The following is a 24,796-nucleotide window of genomic DNA, read 5'->3' as shown; positions in this document are numbered from 1 at the left end:
GACAAAAGACAAGCCTAATGTCACATTTCTCCGCCAGTGGAGCGGAAATTTACCGGGTCAGAATGCCGTTGGCAATGATGCCCCAATCGGCGGCATTGCCGTCTCCGGCGTCGTCCACGCGGATTTCCAGCTTCCTGCCGCCCTCCACCGCCGCCTTCACCGGAACGGAGGAGCCGTCCTTGAGCACGGGGGTTTCCACAAGCTTTTTGCCGTCCAGGTACACGCCGAATTTGACGCTGCCGCGGGAACCGAAGGGCAGCCCCACATCCGCGCGGAACTCCTTCCAGCGTCCGTCCAGGTCATAGGAAAAGACGGCCGGGGCATGCGCCAGGATGAAGCGTTCCGGCTTCCCGATCGTCCTGAAGAAAGGCACAGGCCCCAGGTCAGACGGAAAGAGAACGTCCCACAACGGAACGGCCCACCCCACTTGAGCCACGGAGGGCTTGCAGTCATTCAGGCTGACGCTGGCGGTTTCCGCAGGAATCTGGGCCGGGGTAGCCTCCAGGGAGGGGTCCTGGCGCTCCAGGGCGCGCTTCCAGATGGGGAGCCATTCTTTCACCTCCGGACGGGAGCCATGCTTGCGCTCCACCTCCGCGAGGGCCTTCCGGGCTTCCTCCGCGCGGCCGCGTATCCACAGGTTCTGAACATCGCCGAAGTAAACGGTCTGGGCCAGCGAAGGAGTCTTGGCCCCCTGGGCGTCCATCCACACGGGCAGCGTAATCATGCTGCGGGTGCTGTCGCAGTTCAGCACGGCCACCCGCATTTCTATAAAGCCGCCCCTGTAGCCGGGCCGGCAGATGGTAAGGTCAAACTCTCCCTTTCCATTCAGGGAAGCTCCCACGGCATTGGAATCATAATCCGAACCGCCGGGAGGGTCCAGGTGGACTACGATTCCATAAGCGGGCCGCGTCAGGCGCACCCGGCCTTTCAGCCGCAGGCCGTCCTTGACGGGAATGGCCTCCAGCCGTTCAAAGGACCCCGGAACGTATTTGCCGATCATGCGCCCGTAGGAGGCGTCAGCAGGAAGCTCTGTCTCCACGCCGTTGAACAGGGGAACGCTGGCCAGTTTCAGGGCGTCCGTAGGCGCCAGGAAAGCCCCCTTCCCCTCGTTGCGCAGTTCATTGCCGTACGAGGAATTGCCGTGGCCCATCAGGGAATCCCCCGCGTTAGGGTAGTCCCATCCGTTGCCCGTGTGCGGAAGGCCGAAGGAATGCCCCAGCTCATGAGCCGTGCCGCCTATGTAAATGGTGGCGTTCTTCCCCTTGGTCACTTTGAAGCGGCCACCCTGCATCATCTCCGTATCCAGGAAGCTGGCGGGATCCAGCCCCTCCTGGTCGCAGGTCCAGCCCGTTCCCTGGTGGCTGAAGCCGCCGCCGTAATAAGGCCCTACGCCGTCCGGCAGCTGGCACACGATCAGCACGTGTTCCTTTTCAATGTCAATCCCCTTGGACGCCAGCACCTTCTTGGCCGCCTCCCGGGAGACGGGACCGGAGCTCTGCACGTTCATCTCGCTCATGGGCCTGTCCACATAGGCATCGTAAATGACCAGCTTCCCCCGTTCGTCCAGGTCCAATTGGAACGTAAGCGGAGGGAACCCGTTGGCCTGCATCTGGTCCGCATAATAAGCCTGGATATTCTTCAGGATATGGTCATACCGTTCCCGGTATCCTTCAAGAGCCGGCCTGTCCTTGAACGTTACGTAAACCACGTGCAGCTTTCTGGAAGACTTGGGCTTCCCCTGGTGATAGGCGCTCAGGGCCTTCCATGCGGCGCGCGCGTTGGCGGCATCCCCGGGATTCACCGTCCAGCTCACGGGCAGGCGGGTGAACTCCGCCCCTTCCCGGGCCGCGGGAGCCGGAGACCGGGAGGCTGATTCCGCATCCTTCCCCATGGCGGGGGCGTTCCACGCCCCGGCGCCCAGGGCCAGCAATAAGACAAAAAAGCGTTTCGACATAAAATCCATGAACCGATGTCAGGATATACGGGTAAACCGGAGGTGTTTTATCACCATATCATTCACCAGACGGTTCATATTCTCGGAAAAAGAGTCGTACACCACTTCCACGCGGCAGGGACCGGGCGTCATCACCACCTCCACCGCCGTGGAATAAATGAAATGCTCCCAGTTGCCGGAGCGTGACGTATGGGGAAAAGCCAGCGTGCCCGCGCGCCGCCCGTCCAGGTACAGGCTGCGCAGGGCGCAGGTGTTCCCGTCTGAAACGTCAAAAGTGCCGTTCGCGAAAAAGGCGTCCACCCGGTACACGCCGGGCTTGTCTATGTTGACATTATAGCACAGGGCGTCCGGAGACTCCGTAACGCGGGAAAACCAGACTTCATCCCCGCTCAGCCCGCAGGGGCGCGTCTCCATGCGGGCATCCGCGGAAGGATAGTCATTGGGTTCATTCAGATAAGACTCCCTGCCGTCCAGAGCGACCGCCATCACCTGGAAAGACACGTCCCCCCGGCTGGGGGCAGGCATGTAATGGCAATACTCCGTCTGGGACACGGGAATGCCGTTCCGGTAAACACGGTAATAATCCGCTCCGGCCACGGCCTCCCAGGCGATTCCATGGCGGGCCGCCTTCCACTCCGGAGCCTCCAGGCTGCCGCCCATGTGGGCCAGATTCACCTGCCCCGCCCCTTCTTCTGCGGCAACCAGCTCCAGTTCCACGAACACGCGGCCCTTCATGCCCGGAGAAAGCACGGGGGGAGCCTCCTGCCCGTTGACCAGGCACCGCGCTATCCGGCGCCCGTGGCCGCGCAAGCGCACATCCACAGTCATGCCGCGGTATTCCAGCCCGGCCAGTTCATGAACTCCCTCAAAAGACTCCGGAACACAGGGGCGGAACTTCATGGAATCCGGCTGAAGGCGGATGCCGAACAACCCCTTGTAAAAACTGCCCAGCATCCCGGCAATGCTCCAGAGCTGGCTGTCCGAACTGAGCAGCAGCCCTTCATCCAGGCCCGTTTCCAGAAGCACGTTCTCCTTGTTCGTCCCACACAGCAGGGCGGCGCGCACCATGCAGGCGAACGCCAGGGCCAGGGCGGACTCATTCTCCACCGCGGCGGCGGCCTGCGCGTAATAGCCCTCCAGGAACGGCCACATGGCACGGTTGTGGTAAGGCGGCACGCCGTCCGGCATCTGGGGATGGAAACAGGGAATGCCGTACACGCAATGGGGGAGGACGGCTACCATTCCGGCGGCATGGGGACCATGAGCCTGCCCCAGAAGCACGCAAAGCAGATTGCCCAGGGAATCCACCTTTTCCGACAGCACGGGGTAGCCCCGGCCATACAGGTACTGCCCGTACAGGGCATGCTCCGGAATCCGGAAAAACCGCTCGATGACGGCGGACAGGGAGGCGCTTTTTTCCTCCCATTCCCGCGCCTTCTCCTCCAGCCCCAGTTCCCGGAACATCCGTGCCAGAACCTTGCGGGCCTCCGCATGCAGAACCATGGTGGAAAGGCTGCATGAATCCCCGATGTCCGCGGAAGTCATCCACGCCGGGTAACTCTGTTCCCGCCAGTCCAGGAAAGATGACTCCCCTTTCACCAGGCCGCCGGTGGCCGCAAGCACCTGTTCATCCCGCATGCACGTCTTTTCCAGCACGCGGCAGGAACGGGCCAGCCAGCCGGCGTCCCCCGTCAGGCAGTAAACCTCCCAGGCGGCCATTCCCCACACCACGCGGTCGGAGGAAATGGGCCAGGAACCGCCCGTGCCGGTATCCTGCTCCACCTCCCCGTTCCGCACCCGGGCATTCAGGCTCTTCATGCAGGCATGGACATTCCACAACCCCAGCCCCAGATGAGTGGCGTAGGAAATATCCCGGGTCCACACGCTGGGCCAGTTGGCTCCCGTCCGGAACGTCCCTTCTTCATTGAGCAGGGAGCCGGCCTCGTTAAGCGCCAGGCTGTAGGCCTTATTGAGCACTTCAAAGCTTCCCCGGTAATGCGGGGCGTTTCCGGCCTCCGGCAGAACGCGCCATTCGGAATAACGGCCGTTCTTCATGGTCTTCACCTGGCCGTCCGGCTGCACCTCCGCCCAATGCGCGGCATCCTGGCGCACGGAATTTCCGGTCAGTGTAAAGGCCTCACCCCGGTATAATATGCGGTCTTGGTCCATAAATAAGCGGATGCTGCATCCATCTTTCTTTTTAACACGGGGGAAAACTTCTGTCCCGCAGAAAATGAGGCTTACGGAGCTTTCAAGGCACAAAAAAACCGGGCTCCCCGAAAACGGGAAGCCCGGCGCAAGAGCAAATCAACTTTAATGCTTCAACAGAGAGGAAACGGCGTCACGTTCTTCCTTAAGTTCATTGACGGTGGCGTCAATCTTTTCCTGGGAGAACGCGTTGATCGGCAGGCCCTGCACGATTTCCCAGCCGCCGTCCTTGGTGGTGCGGATCGGGAAGGAGCAGATGAGGCCCTTTTCAATGCCGTAGGAGCCATCGGAGCACACGGCCACGGAATACCAGTCGCCTTCCGGCGTCTGGGTAGCCAGGCTGCGGACAGTATCCACGGCGGCGGAGGCGGCAGAGGCGGCGGAAGAAGCGCCGCGGGCCTTGATGATGGCGGCGCCGCGCTGCTGCACGGTGGTGATGAAATCACCCTTGAGCCATTCCGTATCCTTGATGACTTCCGTCACGGGCTTGCCGCCGATCTTGGCGTTCGTAAAGTCCGGGTACTGGGTGGAGGAATGGTTGCCCCAGATGGTCATGTTGGTCACTTCCGTCACATGGACGCCGGCCTTTTCAGCAAGCTGGCTCTTGGCGCGGTTTTCATCCAGGCGGGTCATGGCGAAGAAACGGTCGGCGGGAACGCCGCTCGCATTGTGCATGGCGATCAGGGCATTCGTATTGCAGGGGTTGCCTACAACCAGCACGCGCACGTCCTTGGCGGCGCTGCGGGCGATGGCCTGGCCCTGGCCGATGAACACCTTGCCGTTGATGTCCAGCAGGTCCTTGCGTTCCATACCGGCCTTGCGGGGCACGGAGCCTACCAGAAGGCACCAGTTGGCGCCGGCGAAGGCTTCATCCGGATCAGAGGTGGGAACGATTTCATTGACCAGCGGGAACGCGGCATCACGCAGTTCCATTACCACCCCTTCCAGAGCATTCATGGCCGGGGGAATTTCCAGCAGGCGCAGGTTGATCGGCTGGTCCGGTCCCAGCATGCTGCCGGAAGCAATGCGGAACAGCAGGGAATAGGCAATTTGGCCGGCGGCTCCTGTAACGGTAACGGTGATAGGTGTTTTCATAACGTTCAAATTAAAATAAACAGATCTTTTCTGTCTGGTCCCGGTTATAGCACAGGGAAGAACGGCGCTCAATCAGGAACTTTTTATTTTGACAGAAAAAATCCTCTTCCCCATTATGCTTGAACATCAGCCCTGCAGGCCTTATCCTTTAAATCAACCAAGTTTTTACCATATATTTGCACTGATACCATGAATTTAACGATCATCGGCAGTGGCTACGTGGGGCTTACCACGGGCACCTGTTTTGCGGAAATGGGCCACCACGTCATCTGTGTGGACAATAACGCGGAAAAAATACGCACCCTCCAATCCGGGTCCATTCCCATTTACGAGCCCAAGCTGGAAGAACTCGTGAAAAAAAACGTGGCCGTCGGACGGCTGGAATTTTCCCCCTCCATTGCTGATTCCATTGCGGAAAGCGAAGTCATCTTCATTGCCGTGCCCACGCCGCCCAATACGGACGGCTCCGTGGACCTGACCTACATTGAAAAAGTGGCGCGGGAAATCGCCCAGGTGCTGAAACCAGAAATGGGTTACAAGGTCATTGTGGACAAATCCACCGTACCCGTCAAAACCGGTGAAAAAGTCCGCCAGACCATCAAGCGCTATGCAGGAACGGACGTGCAATTCGACATCGTTTCCAACCCTGAATTCCTGAGGGAGGGATGCGCGGTGGACGACCTGCTGCATCCCGACCGCATCGTCATCGGCGCCAACTCGGAACGCGCCATGGACGTCATCAAGCGCGTCTACCAGCCCATCCACGCGCCCATTCTGGAAACGGACGTCAACTCTGCGGAGCTCATCAAGCACGCCGCCAACTCCTTCCTGGCCCTGAAAATTTCCTACATCAATGCCGTCGCCAAGGTCTGCGAAAAAACGGGAGCGGACGTGGAACTGGTGGCGGAAGGCATCGGCATGGACAAGCGAATCTCCCGCCACTTCCTCAACGCGGGACTGGGCTACGGGGGCTCCTGCTTCCCGAAGGACGTCAAAGCCTTCATCAACATCAGCCGCACGCTGGGCATTCCCTTCACCCTGCTGGAGGAAGTGGAACATATCAATGACACCCAGCACATCCACTTCCTGGACCAGATCAGGGACCGTCTGTGGGTGCTCAAGGATAAAAAAATAGCCGTCTGGGGCCTGGCCTTCAAGCAGAACACGGACGACATCCGGGAATCCATCGCCCTCAAGCTGTGTGAAAAGCTCCGCAGGGAAGGAGCCATCGTCACCGCCACGGACCCCAAGGCCATGCACACCGCCGCCCCAATCCTGGAACCGCTGGGCGTTACGCTGGAGGAAGACATGTACGAATGCGCCCGGGATGCGGAAGTGCTGATCATCGCCACGGAATGGAGCGAATACGCGAATGCGGACCTGCAAAAGCTGGCGGACGTCATGCGCAACCGCATCATCTTTGACGGAAGGAACATCCTCTCTCCGGCCAACATCCGGGCCGTTGGATTTGAGTACCATTCCGTGGGCAGGCCCTCCATTGAAGAAGCCTGACCGCTGCCGGGAATAATTCCGGCTCCAAACGCCCCATTTGCAGAAAAGCCCCCGGAGCGCTGAATGCTCCGGGGGCCTTTGTTATGTATTCGCTAATCCTGTTGGCCGATCAAAACTCAAACTGCAATCCCGCGCGCAGGTAGAAACCGGGATCGTAATGGTACTTCTCCAGCTCATGGCTCCCGTTGCTGGTCTTGATGGTGCCGGAGTTCCCAAAGGAAAAACCGACGTCCGCCACCAGTCTGGGACGAACGCTGCCCCAGTGTCCCAGGCCTACGTCGGCGCCCACGCCGGCGACGCCGGAAATCCACTCGAACTGGCGGACACGGCGGTCATGGTGAATCGTCCAGGTGCCGGACACCACGGAAACGAAAGGCCCCCACGTCAGGCCGTCGCTGACCTTGTTGATATAGGAAAGCCGGGCTCCTTCCAGTTGAAGGGTCCAATTATTCGTTGCCTTCCATTCAAACTGGATAAGGGGAAGGAGGGGAAAATCTCCCAGCTGCGGATAACAGCCGACGCCGATACCATAGCTGAACCGGTCATTCAAGGGACCTGCGAGAAGGGCATGGCCGCCGAAAAACAAATTATGGGTCGTCCAGGTATCGAAATCCGTGGAAATCTGCGGCGTTACGCCGAAAACCAGGCTCGTCTTCCCCCTGAGCTTGTAAGACGCTGTCACATTCAGCCAAATCGTGTACAGCTCATCCACATCCATCTCGCGGGCGCCTTCTCCGTTGAACCAGCTCAAACGAAGGGCGGCCGTGGAGGAAAAGCCCCAGGAACCGCTGGACATCCGGCACAAATTCAGGTCCGTCATCCAATTCTGTATGTTCACGCTCCCATGTCCGTTTCTGGAATCCATGGGGCCAAGCAGCTCAAAATAGGACTGCGTGGGAAAAACGGGCTTGGAGGCGTTCTCCCCCGTAGGAGCCGGAGAGCTATTGTAGCCTCCGGAATAAGCTTCCGCATAATAGCCGGTATCATAACCGTCTGAGGAATCGGAATCCGGATAAGGCTGGGCGTTCGCCTGGGCGACCAGAGTCATGCCAGCCATGAGAGAGAAACTTGATAATAATCGAAGGAACATGATCGGAAATTATATATCAGTGCACACTCGGTCAATCAAAACATATACAAATGACTAATTAATATTTTCACGCCCGAACAGCAGCGCGATCATAATCATCACGAGTACAAGAAGTAAGTACCAGCGGGCCGCTTTGCTGCTCCGGATACACGCCCCCGCACAAACAAGAGACACGACAAAACAAACCGCCGCCGCCAAAAGCATGGCCCGCGCCAGCATGGGAAAATCCAGCGCCCCTGCCCCCGCCGCAAAAAGCGTCCCTACCACATACCCGGCAAATGACCACCTCAACCCCACCAGCCAGGAAAAAGAGGCTGTCTTCTGTTGGCTCTGCTTCATTTCATCACTCTGCGTGCCAGTTTCCGAATCTCAAGTTAAAAATCCGGCCTTCTCCATGATATGAACAAAAAGGATCTCCCTCAACACGGGAATGCCTCCCAAAAGCAACAAAAAAACACGTTGAAAAATAGACCGGGCACAAAAAGGCGAAGACCTCCCATATCTGGTTTTATGAATTAAAAAAACTCCGGAATACTGCGCCTACAGGATTTCTTCTCAAGATAACATTATTCAGGTTCCATATACGGTTCAACATTTATTTGTTTTTCCTGACTGCTTCAAGCCTCTTATCAATTTGCTCTGCTAGGGAAAGAACAGAACAAGACGGATCCATGGAAACAAGGGCTACTACCGTATTACCGTTCACGAAAAAGAGGGACGACTCGTTGCTCGACGGAATAATTCCGCCAAAATCGCCCAATACCCCCTGCCTTCCCAAACTGTAATCTCCCAGTTTGAACGGATTGACGACCACTGTTGCTATTTCGTCATCCCAAGACCATTGTTCAGGCCTGTCCGGGGTTTTCTGAAAACGCCGTGAATACAGCTCGTTCATGGCCGCAGACTGAGACTGGCAATAGCCGACAAAAAGCCAAATATCGCTCTTGTCATCGTCTTTCCCTTCCGTATGAAGGCGCGCAACCACGCCGTTTTCCTGTTCATCCACCACATCCACGTCTCCCTTCTTCCAAACAGTCTTCAACCATGCCTGATTGATAGCACCCTGATCGGGATTGGGCAAAATAACCTTCTTGTCGGGAGAAAGCGAAAGAGATGAGAAATATGTATCAAAGTTTTTCCACTTTAAACCTTCCGATAAATCAGATTCCCCACGAACGCTAAAAGGAAACTTTCCGGGAATGCCATAGTCGGGAGCAAGTTTTTTTCGTTCTTCCCGCTGCTTCTCTTCTTTTTGCCAACGGAGTTTGGATACTTCTCTGGCCCTACGGTCCCGCTGTTTGATAGATCGGTTGAATTCCATTAATTTTTCTTGGGCTAAATCAAAATCATAAACAGCCGGCGCTTTCCCATCCAGAACGAGAGACAATGCTTTAAGTACAGGCAGCATTTCACGCGTAGAGGCATATCTCGTCTTTACCGTTTCGGGGGTAACAAAAGTAGCCGGATCGGTAAATCCCTTGAACGCCAATCCAGCGTTTTTAAACGTAAAACAAAGAATATCATCACCTTTGGTCATAACCCAGCAATCGTCGCTTAACACTATTTCCTTATAAATGGAAGGCATGGACCAATAATTGAATGAAGCTCCTTCAAAAATAATCATATCAGTCCGTATGCCGAAAACACTGGTGGAGTATCTGACATCCATCGATCCATTTATATGTCCATGTTGATTGCAATAGAGAATAGGATTCCATGAATCGGAGGTAACAAAAAAAATACCGTTTCTCACTTTTAATCTATGGAGGATTTTTTTGAGATCAGGCGCCTGATCTGTTAACTTTTTACTTCCAAAATGAAAGGAAGTATTTTCCAAGTCTTTTAGCCCATGCAATCTTATGCTTTGCATGGAAGATCTATTTTTTTCCGCAGCTACTGTCATCAAAGGCATAGACTCCGTTGCAAATAATGAAACGGAAGTACATGATATTGTAAATAGTATAATCAATATATTTTTCATGAGAACTCTGTTTTAAATATTCTACTATTAGGCGGAACAGGTGGATTTTCTATCGTGCTTTTTTGATAGGAATTAGAACTATCACCAACTACTGGTCCGGCACAGGCATCATAAATAAATTTAAACGAAGAACCAAATAAACTTACATCGAATACGACATATGCATGATTACCAAATCCGGTCCTATACTGATAATAGGGATTTGTTTTCAGAATGACTGGGACCGCAAGAGCTGCGGGAAGGCGAGGATTTTTATAAAAAGGATTATTACAAGAACCCACTCCTATTAAATTGACAGTTAATATATTCCCAAAAGGTTCCTGATAATTTCCTTCGACGTTGATTCCAAGCAATCTAACGAGAGCAGTTAGAGAAAAGCATTGGTCGTAACAATTGACTACATTCCCATTGTTCTTCTCAAGATAGGAATCCAGATTAATAGTACCAAGTGATGGAGTATACTTTGGTGCTCCCCTCACCGTATCATAAGTCCACCCATCTTGCTAAAAGTATAATTAGTAATATTTTTTATGATTGAATCTGATGAATTTTTATCAAGCCCTATATTCCCTGAACCTTCTATTACTACATCTAGCGCTTTAATCCATGGTTTTTTCTTATTGTCATTCATATCCCACGGCGATTTGAGTGGTTCACTAAACAGGACATACCCATTCCTAACTGTTGTTTCAAAAACAATTGTCTCGTTAGTAAGAGCAGTTCCTTGAATCTCTGTTAATCTCCAAGTCCATTGTTGATTTCCTTTATTCAATTTGGAATCAATATTATCTTTGAAAGGAATTTCAAATTCTGTGTTGTTATCAAATTCCTGTTCATCCAGTTCTGGGAGGAAATTTTTCGAAACTTTTCCCTCACCCTTTGTCTTTACCTTCGCTTTCTTTATGATTCCAGGTTTTACTTCCGCTTTAATTTTTAGATCAGGTTTTTTACCGCCAATATAGAGAAAAGGTTCCGATTTCGTTGCTTTGCCATTCTTATCAAAAGTTGCTTCCGGGACATCTATGATTTTCCCTTTATAAGTTTTTAATAAATCCATAGCATCCTTGTCATGCTTACCCTGTACGTGATTGAAACTTATTTGATGGATTAGGAGGCTTGGAGTTAATAATTTGTGTGCGGCTTCAAGATCAGTCAAATGTTTTTTCTGTCCGTTTTTAGTCTCATAAAAACTCATCTTGCATTTTACCGTGATCACTTTTCCCCAGTGTTCCTTGTTAGACGAATGGACAGTACAAGTGTCCTGATCTCCATTTTTGACTTCCAACTTTTCCGTAACGGTCCATTCGTACTTTTTCTCTTCGTCCAATTCGTATCCTGCATGTGGCTGCGGCGGCTCCACGACAACAACAGTGAATTGCCCCTTAGCTTTATACTCCTTGATTTTCTCTGGTTCAAAAATGGCATATTTATTGCTGTTCTCATCTTCTGGATCCTCTCCTTCTGCCTCTTCTATAGTACATATGGGAAGTGACTGAGGATCCACCTTGATTTTACCTCCCGGCTCCCCGCTCGCCCAACTCGCTTGCAGAATCAGAGGACAGGCAATTAGAACAATATAATAATACCGCAATATACTCATATGTCTTTTATCGATTAAAATATTCATTCAGCCGTAATCTCATTTTATTTACATTTGATTCACTGTATTGCTTTGTTCCAATGATAAATTGTTTCCAATCAACTTTCCATCTATCCATCATTCTGATTTCCTGGGGAGTAAAATCAATGACATTGGGACTGTTGGGGAATTTATAGCTGGAGCGATAATAAGAATCCTTCATTTGCTCCGTTGACCATGTCTCAAGCATCTTTTGTTCAAATTTCTTGATATCGCCTTCATCCCAGATCTTTAGATGCCACTTCCAGTTTTCTTTCAATGGACCGGGAACTGAAGCCTCATTCCATAGTTTCCTGAACGTATAAAGCAGTAATTTTTGGGAAAGGCGAAGATGCAATGGAGAATCGGCCCGTTTCACAAAACAGTTGCTCCAAGCTTTCAGTAGATTTTCCGGAACATCAGCATTTTTTATGGAAGTAAGTTCCGGAGGGGAAGGCATCCTGGCATTCTGATAGCCGCTTTCCAGACATGCATTCAGAAAAACACCACCAAGAGTCGCCTCTTTAGAGCCATTTCTGGAAATTCTTAAAAAATAGAATCCGGCCCGGTCCGTATAAAAATTTTTATATACTCCATTATTCCCGAAATCCCGGCATCTCGTACGGACCATAACAGGAAGCGACATGATACGGGTTAGTTCAAGGTTTACAATATTTTCCGATTTTTTCCCATTCCTTTGAATCAGAACCTCCTGAGGCAAACGAGATTCGACAAAACGAGCTTCGATCAGGTAATCCCGATCATAGCGTGAAATGTCATTGGATAAGGGTTGGTTGAAGTAGAGGGAAATTTCATTTTTACCAGCAGGAACGCGTACAAGAACCCATAAGTCTGGACCATCAAAAAAGGTATCGTGCATATAACCCTGATCACTCCATTCGGAACAGGGACGGGTCGCATCGTTGATGTTGTACAGACAAATTCGGGACGCTGCATTTTCTTCATAGAATTTCCCCGATATCCAGGCATCTTTGATTTTCTTCCTCGGCCCGAGAGTTACTCTGGCGTCATACAAATAGCCTCGGGAATCCTTTCGTTGATCAAAACGATGCATGATATTTCCCCATGACTTTTTTGCCGAACGTCTTAAGGAAAAATGGCGTCCGTATCTGTTGCACCAGTCGCCCTGTGTTTCCCAATCATCACAGGCAAAACAAATACCATAAGGCCTTTCGCCAAGCGGCAGAGATTGAAACTGGTTCAAAGAATTATGCCATGCCTGATCATCTGGAATGGAAAAAATTTTTGGATGTTTGATTTCATCTCCAAGACGACGTCTTTTCTTTTTACTGGCTGTTGTTTTTCCAACGACCCGAAACCCTTCTCCAAAAACTCCAGCTAAAACAGTCCCATCAGGAAGATCAACAAAACAACTGACTGTGCCTCCCTTTTTTTTCTCTGCCAATTTAGTGTTCACAGAACTTTCATATTGCATATTTGCCGGATTAAGCAAGATGGGAACTTGATTGCGGAAGCCTATCCACACTCCTTCCTTTACGGGATAAAGGCTCGTCACATAATCTTCGGGAAGAGGCCTCAATTTACCTTGGGAAGATTTCATAATTCCCTTCGCTTTCAGTTTTTCCACGGCATCCATTCCCCGGATAAAAATCTCTTTGTCACCGCGTTTTATTCCCAGTCCTGACGTTGTGCCCACAAATACGGAATTACCATTGGCAGCCATGGTATTGCACAAATTTGACGGCAGCCCTGCACCGAAAAGAACCGGAGGTTGCGAAAGCTTGCGTGCATCATCCGAATGCCATTTTGACTGAAAAAACTCACAGGTCTTGTATTCATCCTTAAGAGTCATCCGGGCCATTCCTGCCGTTAAGAAGCCTACCCACAAATCTCCCGACCTATCAAAGGCTAGTGCTGAAACTTGATCTTCAGGCAAGCCATCGGCCCGCATGACATCCTTCCATGAATCCGTCAAAGGGGAATAAATAGCAATGCCTCCCGAGGTTGCTACGGCAACATCCCCTGTTGCAGAAGAGACGCTAATGTCAAAAACACGGCCACCCGGCAATGTCGTCTTACGGGTGTATGTTTTCCATTGTTTGCCATTCCAAATACACACTCCCCAACGGTCTGTTCCCACCCATATTCTTCCCTGGGCATCTTCAGCCAGGGCATAGAAATTTTCAGTATCTGGAAAATCTGCCGCTGTTCCTGCCTTTTTCCAGACATTTTTATCCAGCTCCAAGTAGAATAATCCCTCACCCTGGGTTGAAGCCCATAAAATACCTGAAGAATCCACTAAAGCATCCGTTATCCTGCTTCCAGGACAAGGAGGAAGGTTGGAGAAATTTTCCACCCCAAGAGAGAAGGAACATAATGCAAGCAAAGTTGAGACCATTAATCCCAATAGCTTCAGAAATGCCGTGAATCTCATATTCATCGGATGAAATTCTACTAATTTCTACAACAAAAAACTAAAATAGGGCTTATCAGCAACAGTAGTTCTTCTGATATTTGCTATTATGTGGAAATCAAATTAAAAAGTCAAAAATTATTTCCCTCTTTATTTTGGAATATTCAAGACTCTCCCTGGTTTTTCCCATTACTGGGAGTAAAAAATGGTCGGGAAGACAGGATTCGAACCTGCGACATCCTGCTCCCAAAGCAGGCGCTCCACCAGGCTGAGCTACTTCCCGTATAAAAAAGGGATTAAAAAATTGGGAGAAAAAAATGGTGGCTCGGGACGGGATCGAACCGCCGACACGGGGATTTTCAATCCCCTGCTCTACCGACTGAGCTACCGAGCCACTTGCTTGCACGCAGAACGTGTTTGCGGGGCAGAATCTAGCACCGCATCTCCGGTATTGCAACCACAAAATATCATTTTTCCAATTTTCCTGCGTTTTGCCGTATCCGGCCCAAGAAAGTTCTTCCCTGTCAATCAGGAGGAAGCCTGAGCCAGAATACCGCTCAGCAACAGCGGAAAGATCAGCGCCACCCAGGAGAGGGTGTACAGCAGGAGAGGGGGCATGTTCTTTTTCAACCTGTCCAGCACGAACATGAATACCCCCGCCATGGCCAGCCCGTAATAGATCCACGCGTCACCGGTGTATTCCCGGGCGGCGGCGGCCAGGCAGAAGACGACGTAGATCACAATCACCCCCATCCAGACCAGGGAAACCATGTCCCGGGCGGCGGAGTCCTGCCCGTCTTCCTCCTCTTCTTCATTCCACCGTTTGCGGCTGAACATGCTGAGGATGACCAGGGCGACGAGATACCAGGTGGGCGTGGACAGCTGGCCGCCCCAGCCTCCGCCCATCGTTCCATAGAAGTAGGCAGGGATTCCCGCTCCCGTAGAAAAGGAGACGGCGGCAAAGAATGATGCCATGACGAATCCGGAGGACAGGCTCCCCTTTTTGTGCGGATTGGAGGAAAAGTAGAGGAAAAGCAGGCTGCAAATACCCGGAAGCAGGGCAAACTGGAAGATGACCACGCCCAGTTGGAAGAACATGATCCACAACCCCGTCACGGCCGCCACCACAATGAGCAGGGAGATGACGAAGCAGTGCTTTTTGGCAAACAGCAGGCATTCATCCGAGTATGCCGCAGGGCCTCCCCGGAATATTTTAAGCACCCGGTCCAGCATGTTGACGCACCAGACGGCCACAAAGAGGAATTGGTACAGCCAGGGGGTGGAGACTACCACCAGATGGGACTGGCTGACGGCAAAAGCCCATGCAATGGCTGCAGAAGGAATCTCCAGTCCCATCAGGGAAAACCACGCCCACCAGGGGGGTCTCTTCAGCACCTGCTCCATTTTCCGTTACATCATCCCCATAACCGTTCCTCCCGCAAGCTCCCGAACCGTCATTCACAAACTTCCGCATTTTTATGCGGGGATGCTTGACATGCAATAAAACACTCCTATACTGGTGCTCCCCTTGCGTCGGAAACGCAATACATCACCATGAAGAAAGATATTCATCCCCAGTACAATCCGGTCGTTTTTGTCGACATCACCACCGGACGCCGCTTCATCACCCATTCCACCGTTCGCTCCCCCAAGACGGAAGTTATTGACGGGGTTGAACATTTCGTGGTTTCCTGCGGCATCACCTCCGACTCCCACCCGTTCTTCACCGGCAAGAACCAGTTCGTGGACACGGAAGGCCGCATCGACAAGTTCCAGAAGCGTTTCGGCGCTGTCCGCCGCAGCGGCGGCAAGCCCAAGCTCAACAAGTAAGGCTTGTCCCCAACAGTTTTCCAACCCCGTTTCCTTTCCGGAAAGCGGGGTTTTTTATTTGCAGGCTTCTCTTTGCCCCTTTTTCCTGCTTCACTGGCGGCAGCATGACGTTGACACCAGACCATTTTGACAAGCAGTCTGCGGAGCTTCTCCGCTCCGGCCGTCCCGTCCTTGCCGGAATCAGCGGCGGACGGGATTCCATGGCGCTGCTTTCCCTGCTTTCCCAAATGCCGGGATGCCACCTCATTGCCTGCCACGTGAATCACGGGCTGCGCCCGGAGGCGGAGGAGGAGGCACAGTTCGTATGCCGGTACGCCGCCTGCCTGGGGGTTCCCTGTGTCCAGGAACGGGCGGACGTCCGCGGCATGGCCCGTTCGCGTGGAATTTCCATTGAAGAAGCGGCGCGGGATGCCCGGCAGGCCTTGTTCCTGAAATGGGCTGCCGGCTATCCGGGGGCTTTCGTGGCCCTGGCCCACCACCGGAACGACCAGCAGGAGACAGCCCTTCTCCACCTGTGCCGCGGGGCTTCCAGCATTCACGGCATGTCACCCGTTTCCACCTGGGCCAACGGATTGACTGTCGTACGCCCCCTGCTGGATTTTTCCCGGAAGGATATTACCGCCTACCTGGAGCATCGCCATATTCCATGGCGGGAGGATTCCAGCAACCAGTCTGCAGAGTATACCAGGAACGCCCTGCGCCATGAGGTCATTCCCAGGCTGGACACGCTGTTCCAGCGAGACACCAGCCTTTCCTTTTCACGCGCCTGCCGCATTGAGAACCAAATCCGCACGGCGCTTTCCCAGGCGCTGGATTCCATGAATCTGGCAGACCCCCAGGGGCGCCTGTTCCTGCCCAAGGTCAACCAGCTTCCCGCGGAGCTGAGGCAATGCGCCGTGCATGATTACCTGCGCCGGCAGCATATTCCGGACCTGACGGAGGACGCCGTGCTCCGGGTGATGAGCATTCTGGATACGGACGGTCCTTCCCGGACTTCCCTGCCCGGCGGCAAGCTGGCCGTACGCAAGGAGAAGCGCCTGATGGTCACGGATGCGCCGTGCCCAATCAATAAAGGGGAGCAACCCCCTGCGGGTACAGCAGGTGGAATTTAATGGCTTCATTCCCCACCACCAGAGCGGTGCCGAACATCCTGTCTTCATCCGTCAGCCGCGGGAGCTGGGCAATCGGGAAGAGCAGCCCTCCCAGAATGAGGCCATAGTTGTATACGGAGGGCATCATGCAGAGCAGCTTTTTGGAGATGTCCGCGGCGTCCAGGGTCGGGAAGACCCACACGTCACTGGGCTGAAGCATGGAGTTGCGGTGAACGCGCACGCTGTAGGAGTCCGGGGACAGGGCGGCGTCAATCTGGATTTCCCCTTCCACGGAGATTTCATTGTTCAGGCAGTCCTTCTGCACCATGCTCCGGGCCAGCGCGGTAGCGGCCCTGGTGCGGTCCGCAGCCAGTTCCGGCACGGACCCGGCGGTGGAGGCGCTCAACATGGCGACGCGAACGCTTTTGCCAAGCATGTGGCGGGCCATTTTGGCCGTTTCCACGGCAAAGTAGGCCATGTTTTCCACGGTGGGATCAGGGGTCACCCCGGTATCCGCCAGGAAGTAGATGCCGCGGCCGCCGAATTTTTTGGCAAATTCGGGAACGAGAACGATCGAGATGGCAAAGAGGGGCTTGGTAGGAACGGGTTCCTGCCGGTATTTGTTCACGGCGCGGAAGACGGAAGCCACCCTTTTCATGTTCCCGGCCACAATGGCGTCCGCCTGGCCGTAAAGCACCATCATGGCGGCAAAGTGGACCGGCTCGGAGACGATTTCACGGGTGTTCATGGGCAATCCGTTGCCGAACATTTGTTCCGCCCGTTCATAGCGGTCGCAGAACATTTGAAGGTCCGAGCTTTTTTCCGGCTCAATGATGCGGACGAATTTCAGGGAAATTCCGTTCATTTCCGCCATCCTCCTGATGACTTCCTTCCTGCCCAGAAGGATGGGCACGCCTGCCTGTTCCGCCACGAAGCGTTCGGACACGCGCAGCACGCGAACATCCTCCCCTTCCGGGAAAACGATGCGCTTGGGATGACGCTTCAGGTTGTCCAGGAGCGGTCCTGTAAAATCATTCAGCGGGGAAAAGCCTTGCCAATCACTCATATGTCACGTGTCCTATTTAACGCGACTCTAAAAAATCCTGTCCATAAAATCAACCCATAATGTCAAAGACGGCAAATAATCGGCAAATACGTCCTCCGGGTTGAACCGCCCGCGCCGCCATGCTAACATGGGCATTCCTCCATGTACTGCGATTACCATACCCATACCCCCCTGTGCCTGCACGCCTCCGGCACTCCGCAGGAATATGTGCAGGCAGCCGTCCGCGCCGGCCTCCGGGAATACGGCATTTCAGATCACGCCCCAATGCCCGGGGAGCCTTTTGACGACTGGCGCATGAAGCAGGCGGACATGCCGGCCTATCTGGACTGGCTCACGGAGGCCCGGGAATGCGCCGCACCGCACCGCCTGACGGTCCGCGCCGCGCTGGAATGCGACTGGTTTCCCGGCATTGGGCCATGGATAGAGCACTTGCAGAGCCTGCACGCATGGGATTACCTGATCGGGTCCGTCCATTATCTGGGGGAGAAGGAGGAGTTTGACAATCCCTACAAGATGGATTTCTGGAACCGGACGGATGTGGAGGACGCATGGAGGCAGTATTGGGAACGCTTCCGGGACATGGCGGCTTCAGGCCTGTTCCACATCATGGGCCATGCAGACCTGATCAAGAAGTTCGGCTTCCGCCCTTCCGGAGATTTGCGTCCTTATTACGAACCGTCTCTGGAAGCCATGAAGGAGTCCGGCGCCTGTCTGGAGCTTAATACCGCCGGCTGGCGCAACAAGTGCGCCGAACAGTATCCGGACGCGCAGTTTTTAAAGATGGCGGCGGAGATGAATATTCCCCTCACCATCAGCTCAGACGCCCACAAGCCGGAGGACGTGGGCCGGGATTTTGAGCGCGCCGCGGAACTGGCCCGCCAGACGGGCTTCACGCATCTGGCCTCCTTCCAGGAGGGCCGCATGGAGCTGTATCCCCTGCCCGGAATCTGACCTTCCCCTTTCCTCTGCGGGAAGGGAATGCTTCCCGGGGCCGTGGCGTCTGCCGCCTGGGCAGCCCGTGCCTTGAGTTTTCTGTTCCGGCAGCCCGTTTGCTGCGGAGGCTGGCGCACGCTTTCCGGAAGAAGATGAGGAACCCGCGGACGCACTTTCAACCACCGTACAAGCTAGGCTTCACAGGCAAAGGCATTGGACGCGGTGGAACGGGGCGGGGAGGGACGGGATGCGGCCTTGGCGGCAGGGGGGAAGGCCGGATAATGACGGGCGGCGGCGGATAGTTCCACGTCCTGATAATCGGAGGGACAATGATGCGCTCCGTTCTCGGCTGGCTGGCCACCTCCCTTACTTCCCCCTGCAACTGGGAAACCTGCTTGTTCAAGTCCGCAATTTTCTTCTGGGTTCCGTCCTTCAGAGCCAGGTATTTCTTTTCCAAATCCTGCCAGTACTGTTCGGCGGTCTCCCTTTTTTTACGGATGGCGTTCACCTGTTCCTGATAGGTTCCCATCCTCGCACGGAAGGTACGGGCATCCTCCGGCAGTCCCACGCGGTCCGCTTCCAGGGCATTCCATTGCAGGGCCATGACTTCCGCCTCCACCTGGGAGAGTTCCCCCAGCAGCAGAAACATGCGGGAGATATCCGCTCCTTCCAGATAACGGGGATGCCGCTCCGCTTCAGACAGGGATTCCCTGATTTTCCTGGCTTCTTCATCAGCCGCCTTTCTGGCCTCTTCCGCCTTTTTCCTGCGCGCCGCGTCCTCCAGGCGCCGCTGGTCCAGCCTGGCTTTCACGTCCTCCGGCGTCATCCTGTAATCCTTCTGCTGGGCATCCGTGAGCTCTTTGTAGGAGACCTTGGCCACCCCGTCCGTGTACTGGACGCTGACAAAGTCGTCTCCGGAAGACACCACGCTGGCGTCTTCCAGCACCCTGCCGGACCGCAGGGTCATTTTTTCCGCCAGGGCCGCAGGCAGCAGGGCGCACAACATCAAAAAACAGGTTCCAGGCTTCATATGATTCTCCTCTTCTACGTTGGTAAGAGGCGTGGGGAAAGAAATTTATTCAAAAAAAATAGAACCAGAGGTTAATACTGGCGCCGCGGCCCGGTTTTCGCTAGCATCACGCGAGTCATTTACACGTGTTATGAGTCTCTATTCTTCATCCTGGTCCCCTTTACCCTCTCTTCCCGATCCGGAAGGTTTCGCCGGCATGTATGCCGGAACATGCGGAGAAACAATGATTTGTGCCGGAGGCACCAATTTCCCGGACAAACCCATGCTTGAAGGCGGCGCCAAAACGTGGACGGACCGCATTTTCACGCTGTCTCCGGGGGAGAACGGGTGGACGGAGGCAGGAACGCTCCCCGCGCCTTACGCGTACGGAGCCTCCGCCAGCACCAGGGAAGGCCTGCTGTGCATCGGCGGCTGCGGCAAGGAAGGCCACCGGAAGGACGTTTACCTGCTGAGCACTGCGGACGGAGCCGTCACTGTGACTCCCTTCCCTCCCCTTCCCATAGCCCTGGCTTACACGGCCGCCGCCGTTCTGGACGGCAAGGTTTATCTTACGGGAGGCTGTGAGCGCCCCGGGGAGCAGGACTGCACCAACCGGGTTTTCATGCTGGACGCACGCGGGCCGGAACGGGGCTGGCAGGAGCTGGACCCGCTGCCGGGCCGCGGACGCTTCCTGCACCAGATGGCCGCGGCGGACGGCGTCCTTTACGTGCTCGGCGGCATCGGCCTCCGGGAGGAGGACGGCAAACAGGTCCGGGAATTGCTGACGGAAGCCTGGAGCTTCACGCCGGAACGCGGATGGACGCGCCTGCCGGAGATGCCTTACGCCATCGCCGCGGCCCCCACCCCGGCCCCGGTTTCCCGGAACGGCGTGATTTATTTGCTGGGCGGGGACGACGGCTCCGGAAAGAAGTATACCCCGCAGACCAACCCCGGCTTCAACAACCAGTCTCTGTGCCTGGATACAGCCGCCATGGAATGGCACGACGCAGGGCCCATCGCGGCGCCCAGGGCGGTCCTTCCGTGCTGCGCGTGGCAGGGCCGTTTTGCAGCCGTGAACGGAGAACTTAAACCCGGCAGGCGCTCCCCTGAAGTGTGGAGCATCACCCTTTCCTGATTTTTCACCCACATCCCATCCCTATCTTCCAGCATATGCACATTTCACGTCACCTTACCCGGTTTTCCAGGGCATGCGGCTCCGCTTTCGCCGCCCTGTTGCTGATTGCGGCCCCCGCTGCCAACGCCTCTTTTTCCGTGGATGTACACCCGGCCGGAGCCATTCCAGACCTGCCGGACCCGGCGGGCCGCGCTGGAATGGCGGCTGGAACCGTTACGGAAAGTGACGGTACCCAGTCCATCATCGCCGCAGGGGGCGCCAATTTCCCCCAGGCCGCTCCGGGAGCCTCAACGCCGGAAGAACGCGGGCCTAAGGCGTACCACCAGGATATTTTCAAACTCCGCAACGGCCAATGGAGCAAGGCGGGGACGCTGCCCGCTCCGCTGGGTTACGCGGCTTTTGCAAGCGTAGGCAAGGGGCTGGCGGTAGCCGGAGGCCATAATGCGGAAGGCATCCTGAAAGACGCCCTGCTGATCAAGGCGGACGGCTCCGTGGAAAAGCTTCCTCCCCTCCCCGTCCCCGTTACGGAAGCCGCCTTCGCCGCTCACGGAAACAAGCTGTTCGTCATCGGCGGACGGGACAGCGACCAGCCGGAAGCCGCCCTCAATACCATCTACATGCTGGACACCACTCCGGATACGGCCAAAATGAAATGGGCGTCCCTCCCGCCCTTCCCCGGTGCGGGCCGCATCCTCTCCACCGCCGCCGTCTGTGACAGCACCCTGTTCATCGCAGGCGGCTGCACCCTGTCCAGGGATGCCGCCGGAGAAACCGCCAGAACGTACCTTTCCGACATGATCGGCTACGACATGACGTCCAACGATCCCGCCGAATGGGGAGCCGCGGGCAAACAGCAGCCTGCCGGACCGGGAACGCCCGTAGCCGCCGCCGCAGGCCCCGCCCCGGTACGTGAAAATTCCATCATCCTCATCGGCGGGGACAAGCGCGGCAACGCGCCGGACCCGTCCAAGCCCGTGGTGCAGTCCCGCGACATCCTGGTTTATGACGTCATCGGAAACAAATGGACGCACCAGGGGGAGTGGCCCGTCGGCATTGCCACCGCGCCCGCCGTCGTGAAGGGTTCCGAGATCATGACCATCAGCGGGGAAACCGCCCCGGGCGTCCGGACCCCCGTGAACGCCTCCGCCTCCGCAGGGTACCATTTTAAAATGAGCACGGTTGATTACGCCGTTCTCATCCTGACCGTCATCGTCATGGCGATCATCATCGTTTCCGCCGTGCGCAACGGCGTTAAAAATGTTTCCGCCGTCACGGACCCGAACACCAGGCCGGGCCTGTGGGCCTGGGTGGCCGTCATCGTCCTGTGGTTCGTGGTCATGCTGAACTATTTTGACCGCCAGCTCCTTTCCGCGCTGCATGAACCCATCGTCCGGGACATTCCGCAGACGGAAGCCCAGTTCGGCATGGTCACCTCCGTTTTCCTGCTGATTTACGCCCTGCTCAGCCCGGTGGGCGGCTTCCTGGCGGACCGCTACAGCCGCCGCCTGATGATTCTCTGCTCCCTCGTCGTCTGGTCCGTGGTCACCTGGTGGACCGGCCATGCGGAGGATTACACGTCCCTGCTCATCGCGCGCGGCGCCATGGGCATCAGTGAGGCCTTTTACATCCCCGCCGCCCTGGCCCTGATTACGGACTACCACCGGGGCAGCACGCGCTCCATCGCCACGGGGCTGCACATGAGCGGCATTTACGTGGGCATGGCCGTGGCCGGCTTCGGGGCCACCATGGCTTCATGGACGGGCTGGCGCATGACGTTCGCCCTGTTCGGCCTGATCGGCGTGGCGTATGCCATCGTCCTCATCCTGTTCCTGAAAGACCCGGCCAAGGCCCCTGCGGATACGGCGCAGGCCAAAAAGCCGTCCGAACCCAAGGAAAAAACGGTCCTGATCAATGTGGACAATGACGAACGGGCCATCAAGGAACCCGCGTCCAATCTTTCCACCGGCGCCGTGCTTTCCAGCCTGCTGAGCGGCCGCCCCATGTGGATGCTGCTGGCCGTGGTCGCCTTTGCAGGCGCCGGGAACTGGTTCCTGCTCACCTGGTACCCCACCCTGCTTCAGGATAAATACCAGCTTTCCTCCGCGGAGGCAGGCCCCGCCGCCACCCTGTGGAGCTCCGTAGCCAAGTACGTGGCCGTGCTGGGCGGCGCCATTCTGGCGGACATGTGGTACCGGCGCAACGCCCGCGCCCGCGCCCTGGTGCCCGGCATCACCTTCACCATATCCGGCCCGCTGGTGGTCCTGGCGCTGCTGCCCGGCATCTTCGGCTGGGACATTGCGGTTCCCCTCGTGCTCATGCTGGGCCTCGTCGCCACGCAGGGGCTGGCGCAGGGATCGCTGGACGCCACCCTCATGCCTGTGCTACGCTCCCATATCGACGAGCGTTATTCCGCCACCGGCTATGGCCTCCTCAACCTCACGTCCGCGGGCGTGGGCGCCCTTATCTCCTTCTTCGGGGGATGGTTCAAGGACCAGGGCGTTCCGCTGACCACCACCCTGGCGGCGGCAGGATGCCTGATGCTGCTCTGCGGACTGCTGCTCCTGATGCTGCCGCGGCCCAAACATTAACAGCAACTTTCTTTCATATCCCCAACTCCAGCCTTATGAAGAATCCCGCATGCCTGTACCTGGTGACGGGAGCCCTGTGCTCCCTCTCCTTCCTTCCCCTCGCGCAGGGGCGCACCTGGACCAGCGTCCAGGGGAAAAGCCTGGAAGCCGAGTTCGTCAGGCTGGACGGCCAGAAAGCCGTGCTGAAACGCTCCGGCGGCCAAACCGTCTCCATCCCCCTCGCCCAGCTTTCCCGGGAAGACAGGGATTTCATCGCGGCCCGGGGAAAGGGAGGGGCTGCCTCCTCCAATCCCGCGGACAATTACCACCTGCCATGGCCCAGGACCGTCAAATGCCAGGACAATTTCAAGGTGGAAACCATCAAGGAGGAACAAGGGGAGTATATTTATGAAACGCCCCATTTCCGCTTCATCTGCGACGCCAAGCTGGGCGCCGGCATGATCAAGCGCCTGGGCCTTCTCTTCGAGGCCACCCACCTGGCGAACAAAACGCTTCCCATCGGCAACATCCCCCCTCACGACGATTCCGCCAAATTCCCCGCCTACCTGTACGAAAAGTTCAGCACGTACCTGGAAAACGGAGGCCGTGAAGGCACGGCAGGCATTTTCCTGGGGACGACGCGCAGCGGAGATCGCGGCAAAATCCTGGTCCCGTTTGATTCCCTGGGCGTCAAGACCATGGGGAGCACGTACATCATTGACCGCGACAAGGATTCCTCCACCCTCATCCATGAACTGACGCACCAGCTCATGTCCCCGGAGGCCAAGCAGGCAAGCTGGTTCTGTGAAGGCTCCGCGGAATACATGGGGATGACCCCGTATTCCGGAGGCCGCTTCAACTTCGGGGCCAACCGTTCCCACATTGTCTCCCGCGTGACGGAATACGGCAAGAAAAATACGGGGGGCCGCGCCCTGGGGGACGACTTTGAGGCGCCCAGCCTGGAGTCCTACATGAACATGCCCTATTCCCAGTTCACGGGAGAGAACGCCAACCTGAATTACGGCCTGGCCGCCCTGATGGCCTACTATTTCTACCACATGGACGGCAAGGGGGACGCCCAGCGCGTGAAGAACTACATGAAGGCCATCCAGTCCGGCAGCAGTGAAAAAGAAGCGCAAAAGCTCCTCCTTGATGGCCGGAGCTATGAGGAGCTGGCCAAGGAGATTGAACAGAAATGGCGCAAGGCCGGCGTTAAAATCCGCTTCCGCTCCTCCTCCTGACCCGCGCCGCGCATGCGGAAAGACGCTTCCGTCAATGGCCGGAGGACAGTCTGTGCCCTGAAAAACCGTTG

Annotated in this window: 19 protein-coding genes and 2 tRNA genes; 7 read left to right on the top strand and 14 right to left on the bottom strand. The window is 55.7% G+C overall.

The features are described from left to right. Nucleotides 1-49 precede the first annotated feature (49 nt). The 3 genes from HJW02_RS03330 to HJW02_RS03320 form a co-directional block, all read right to left on the bottom strand. Nucleotides 50-1,954, bottom strand: coding sequence for an NPCBM/NEW2 domain-containing protein (locus tag HJW02_RS03330; RefSeq protein ID WP_180970969.1), 1,905 nt, complete (start codon nt 1,952-1,954; stop codon nt 50-52). A gap of 18 nt (nt 1,955-1,972) precedes the next feature. Further along, the gene (locus HJW02_RS03325; RefSeq protein WP_102722375.1) at nt 1,973-4,123 is read right to left on the bottom strand and encodes a hypothetical protein; all 2,151 of its coding nucleotides are present in this window, start codon (nt 4,121-4,123) and stop codon (nt 1,973-1,975) included. A gap of 144 nt (nt 4,124-4,267) precedes the next feature. Next, nucleotides 4,268-5,257, bottom strand: a complete 990-nt coding sequence (locus tag HJW02_RS03320; protein ID WP_102722376.1) for a malate dehydrogenase — start codon at nt 5,255-5,257, stop codon at nt 4,268-4,270. Between the two features lie 189 nt (nt 5,258-5,446). Here HJW02_RS03320 and HJW02_RS03315 point away from each other — a divergent pair, with 189 nt between their 5' ends. Continuing rightward, a complete protein-coding gene (locus HJW02_RS03315) occupies nt 5,447-6,769 on the top strand; it encodes a UDP-glucose/GDP-mannose dehydrogenase family protein (protein WP_022396211.1) in 1,323 nt (440 codons plus the stop codon). 109 nt (nt 6,770-6,878) lie between these two features. Here the strand turns inward: HJW02_RS03315 and HJW02_RS03310 are convergent, their stop codons facing one another. From HJW02_RS03310 to HJW02_RS03270, 9 genes are all read right to left on the bottom strand, one after another. Beyond that, nucleotides 6,879-7,859 carry an Amuc_1434 family mucin 2-degrading aspartic protease gene (locus HJW02_RS03310; RefSeq protein ID WP_240454296.1) on the bottom strand — a complete coding sequence of 327 codons (981 nt, stop codon included), beginning with the start codon at nt 7,857-7,859 and terminating at the stop codon, nt 6,879-6,881. Between the two features lie 54 nt (nt 7,860-7,913). Beyond that, nucleotides 7,914-8,198 carry a hypothetical protein gene (locus HJW02_RS03305; protein WP_102722378.1) on the bottom strand — a complete coding sequence of 95 codons (285 nt, stop codon included), beginning with the start codon at nt 8,196-8,198 and terminating at the stop codon, nt 7,914-7,916. Nucleotides 8,199-8,454: 256 nt separating this feature from the next. Then, nucleotides 8,455-9,840, bottom strand: coding sequence for a hypothetical protein (locus HJW02_RS03300; RefSeq protein ID WP_146018160.1), 1,386 nt, complete (start codon nt 9,838-9,840; stop codon nt 8,455-8,457). Next, the gene (locus HJW02_RS03295; protein WP_146018161.1) at nt 9,837-10,193 is read right to left on the bottom strand and encodes a hypothetical protein; all 357 of its coding nucleotides are present in this window, start codon (nt 10,191-10,193) and stop codon (nt 9,837-9,839) included. The genes HJW02_RS03300 and HJW02_RS03295 overlap by 4 nt, the downstream gene beginning before the upstream one ends. 122 nt (nt 10,194-10,315) lie before the next feature. Then, nucleotides 10,316-11,467: a hypothetical protein gene (locus tag HJW02_RS03290; RefSeq protein ID WP_146018162.1), complete on the bottom strand. Its 1,152-nt coding sequence runs from the start codon at nt 11,465-11,467 to the stop codon at nt 10,316-10,318. Continuing rightward, nucleotides 11,448-13,880: a two-component regulator propeller domain-containing protein gene (locus HJW02_RS03285; protein ID WP_102722381.1), complete on the bottom strand. Its 2,433-nt coding sequence runs from the start codon at nt 13,878-13,880 to the stop codon at nt 11,448-11,450. Before HJW02_RS03285 ends, HJW02_RS03290 begins: the two co-directional genes overlap by 20 nt. Nucleotides 13,881-14,059: 179 nt before the next feature. Next, a tRNA-Pro gene (locus HJW02_RS03280) sits at nt 14,060-14,136 on the bottom strand. A 35-nt stretch (nt 14,137-14,171) separates the two neighbouring features. Next, nucleotides 14,172-14,247, bottom strand: a tRNA-Phe gene (locus HJW02_RS03275). A 134-nt stretch (nt 14,248-14,381) separates the two neighbouring features. Next, nucleotides 14,382-15,248, bottom strand: a complete 867-nt coding sequence (locus HJW02_RS03270) for a hypothetical protein (protein ID WP_146018163.1) — start codon at nt 15,246-15,248, stop codon at nt 14,382-14,384. Between the two features lie 159 nt (nt 15,249-15,407). Between HJW02_RS03270 and HJW02_RS03265 the strand changes: the two genes are divergently transcribed. Beyond that, entirely contained in the window at nt 15,408-15,683 is a 276-nt protein-coding gene (locus tag HJW02_RS03265) for a type B 50S ribosomal protein L31 (protein ID WP_022396217.1), read from the top strand. A gap of 104 nt (nt 15,684-15,787) precedes the next feature. Continuing rightward, a complete protein-coding gene (gene tilS / locus HJW02_RS03260) occupies nt 15,788-16,795 on the top strand; it encodes a tRNA lysidine(34) synthetase TilS (RefSeq protein ID WP_102722418.1) in 1,008 nt (335 codons plus the stop codon). On the opposite strand, the gene HJW02_RS03255 is transcribed toward tilS, so the two are convergent. Continuing rightward, nucleotides 16,749-17,840, bottom strand: coding sequence for a phosphate acyltransferase (locus tag HJW02_RS03255; RefSeq protein ID WP_022396219.1), 1,092 nt, complete (start codon nt 17,838-17,840; stop codon nt 16,749-16,751). The two genes, tilS and HJW02_RS03255, sit on opposite strands and share 47 nt — an antisense overlap. Before the next feature lie 141 nt (nt 17,841-17,981). Between HJW02_RS03255 and HJW02_RS03250 the strand changes: the two genes are divergently transcribed. Next, nucleotides 17,982-18,791 carry a histidinol-phosphatase gene (locus tag HJW02_RS03250; protein WP_022396220.1) on the top strand — a complete coding sequence of 270 codons (810 nt, stop codon included), beginning with the start codon at nt 17,982-17,984 and terminating at the stop codon, nt 18,789-18,791. A gap of 157 nt (nt 18,792-18,948) precedes the next feature. On the opposite strand, the gene HJW02_RS03245 is transcribed toward HJW02_RS03250, so the two are convergent. Beyond that, entirely contained in the window at nt 18,949-19,782 is an 834-nt protein-coding gene (locus HJW02_RS03245; protein WP_146018164.1) for a hypothetical protein, read from the bottom strand. A gap of 283 nt (nt 19,783-20,065) precedes the next feature. Between HJW02_RS03245 and HJW02_RS03240 the strand changes: the two genes are divergently transcribed. From HJW02_RS03240 to HJW02_RS03230, 3 genes are read left to right on the top strand one after another with little or no spacing between them, the layout of a single operon-like run. Next, the gene (locus tag HJW02_RS03240) at nt 20,066-20,917 is read left to right on the top strand and encodes a hypothetical protein (protein ID WP_208050600.1); all 852 of its coding nucleotides are present in this window, start codon (nt 20,066-20,068) and stop codon (nt 20,915-20,917) included. A 35-nt stretch (nt 20,918-20,952) separates the two neighbouring features. After that, entirely contained in the window at nt 20,953-23,505 is a 2,553-nt protein-coding gene (locus HJW02_RS03235; protein ID WP_102722421.1) for an MFS transporter, read from the top strand. 35 nt (nt 23,506-23,540) lie between these two features. Continuing rightward, nucleotides 23,541-24,725 (top strand): SHD1 domain-containing protein, encoded by a 1,185-nt coding sequence (locus HJW02_RS03230; RefSeq protein WP_022396224.1) that lies wholly within the window; start codon nt 23,541-23,543, stop codon nt 24,723-24,725. Nucleotides 24,726-24,796 lie beyond the last annotated feature (71 nt).

Source organism: Akkermansia sp. GGCC_0220, from assembly GCF_017566105.1.
Lineage (GTDB): Bacteria > Verrucomicrobiota > Verrucomicrobiia > Verrucomicrobiales > Akkermansiaceae > Akkermansia > Akkermansia massiliensis.
The sequence above is the reverse complement of the archived record's forward strand: the minus strand, read 5'-3'. Positions and strand labels throughout refer to the sequence as shown.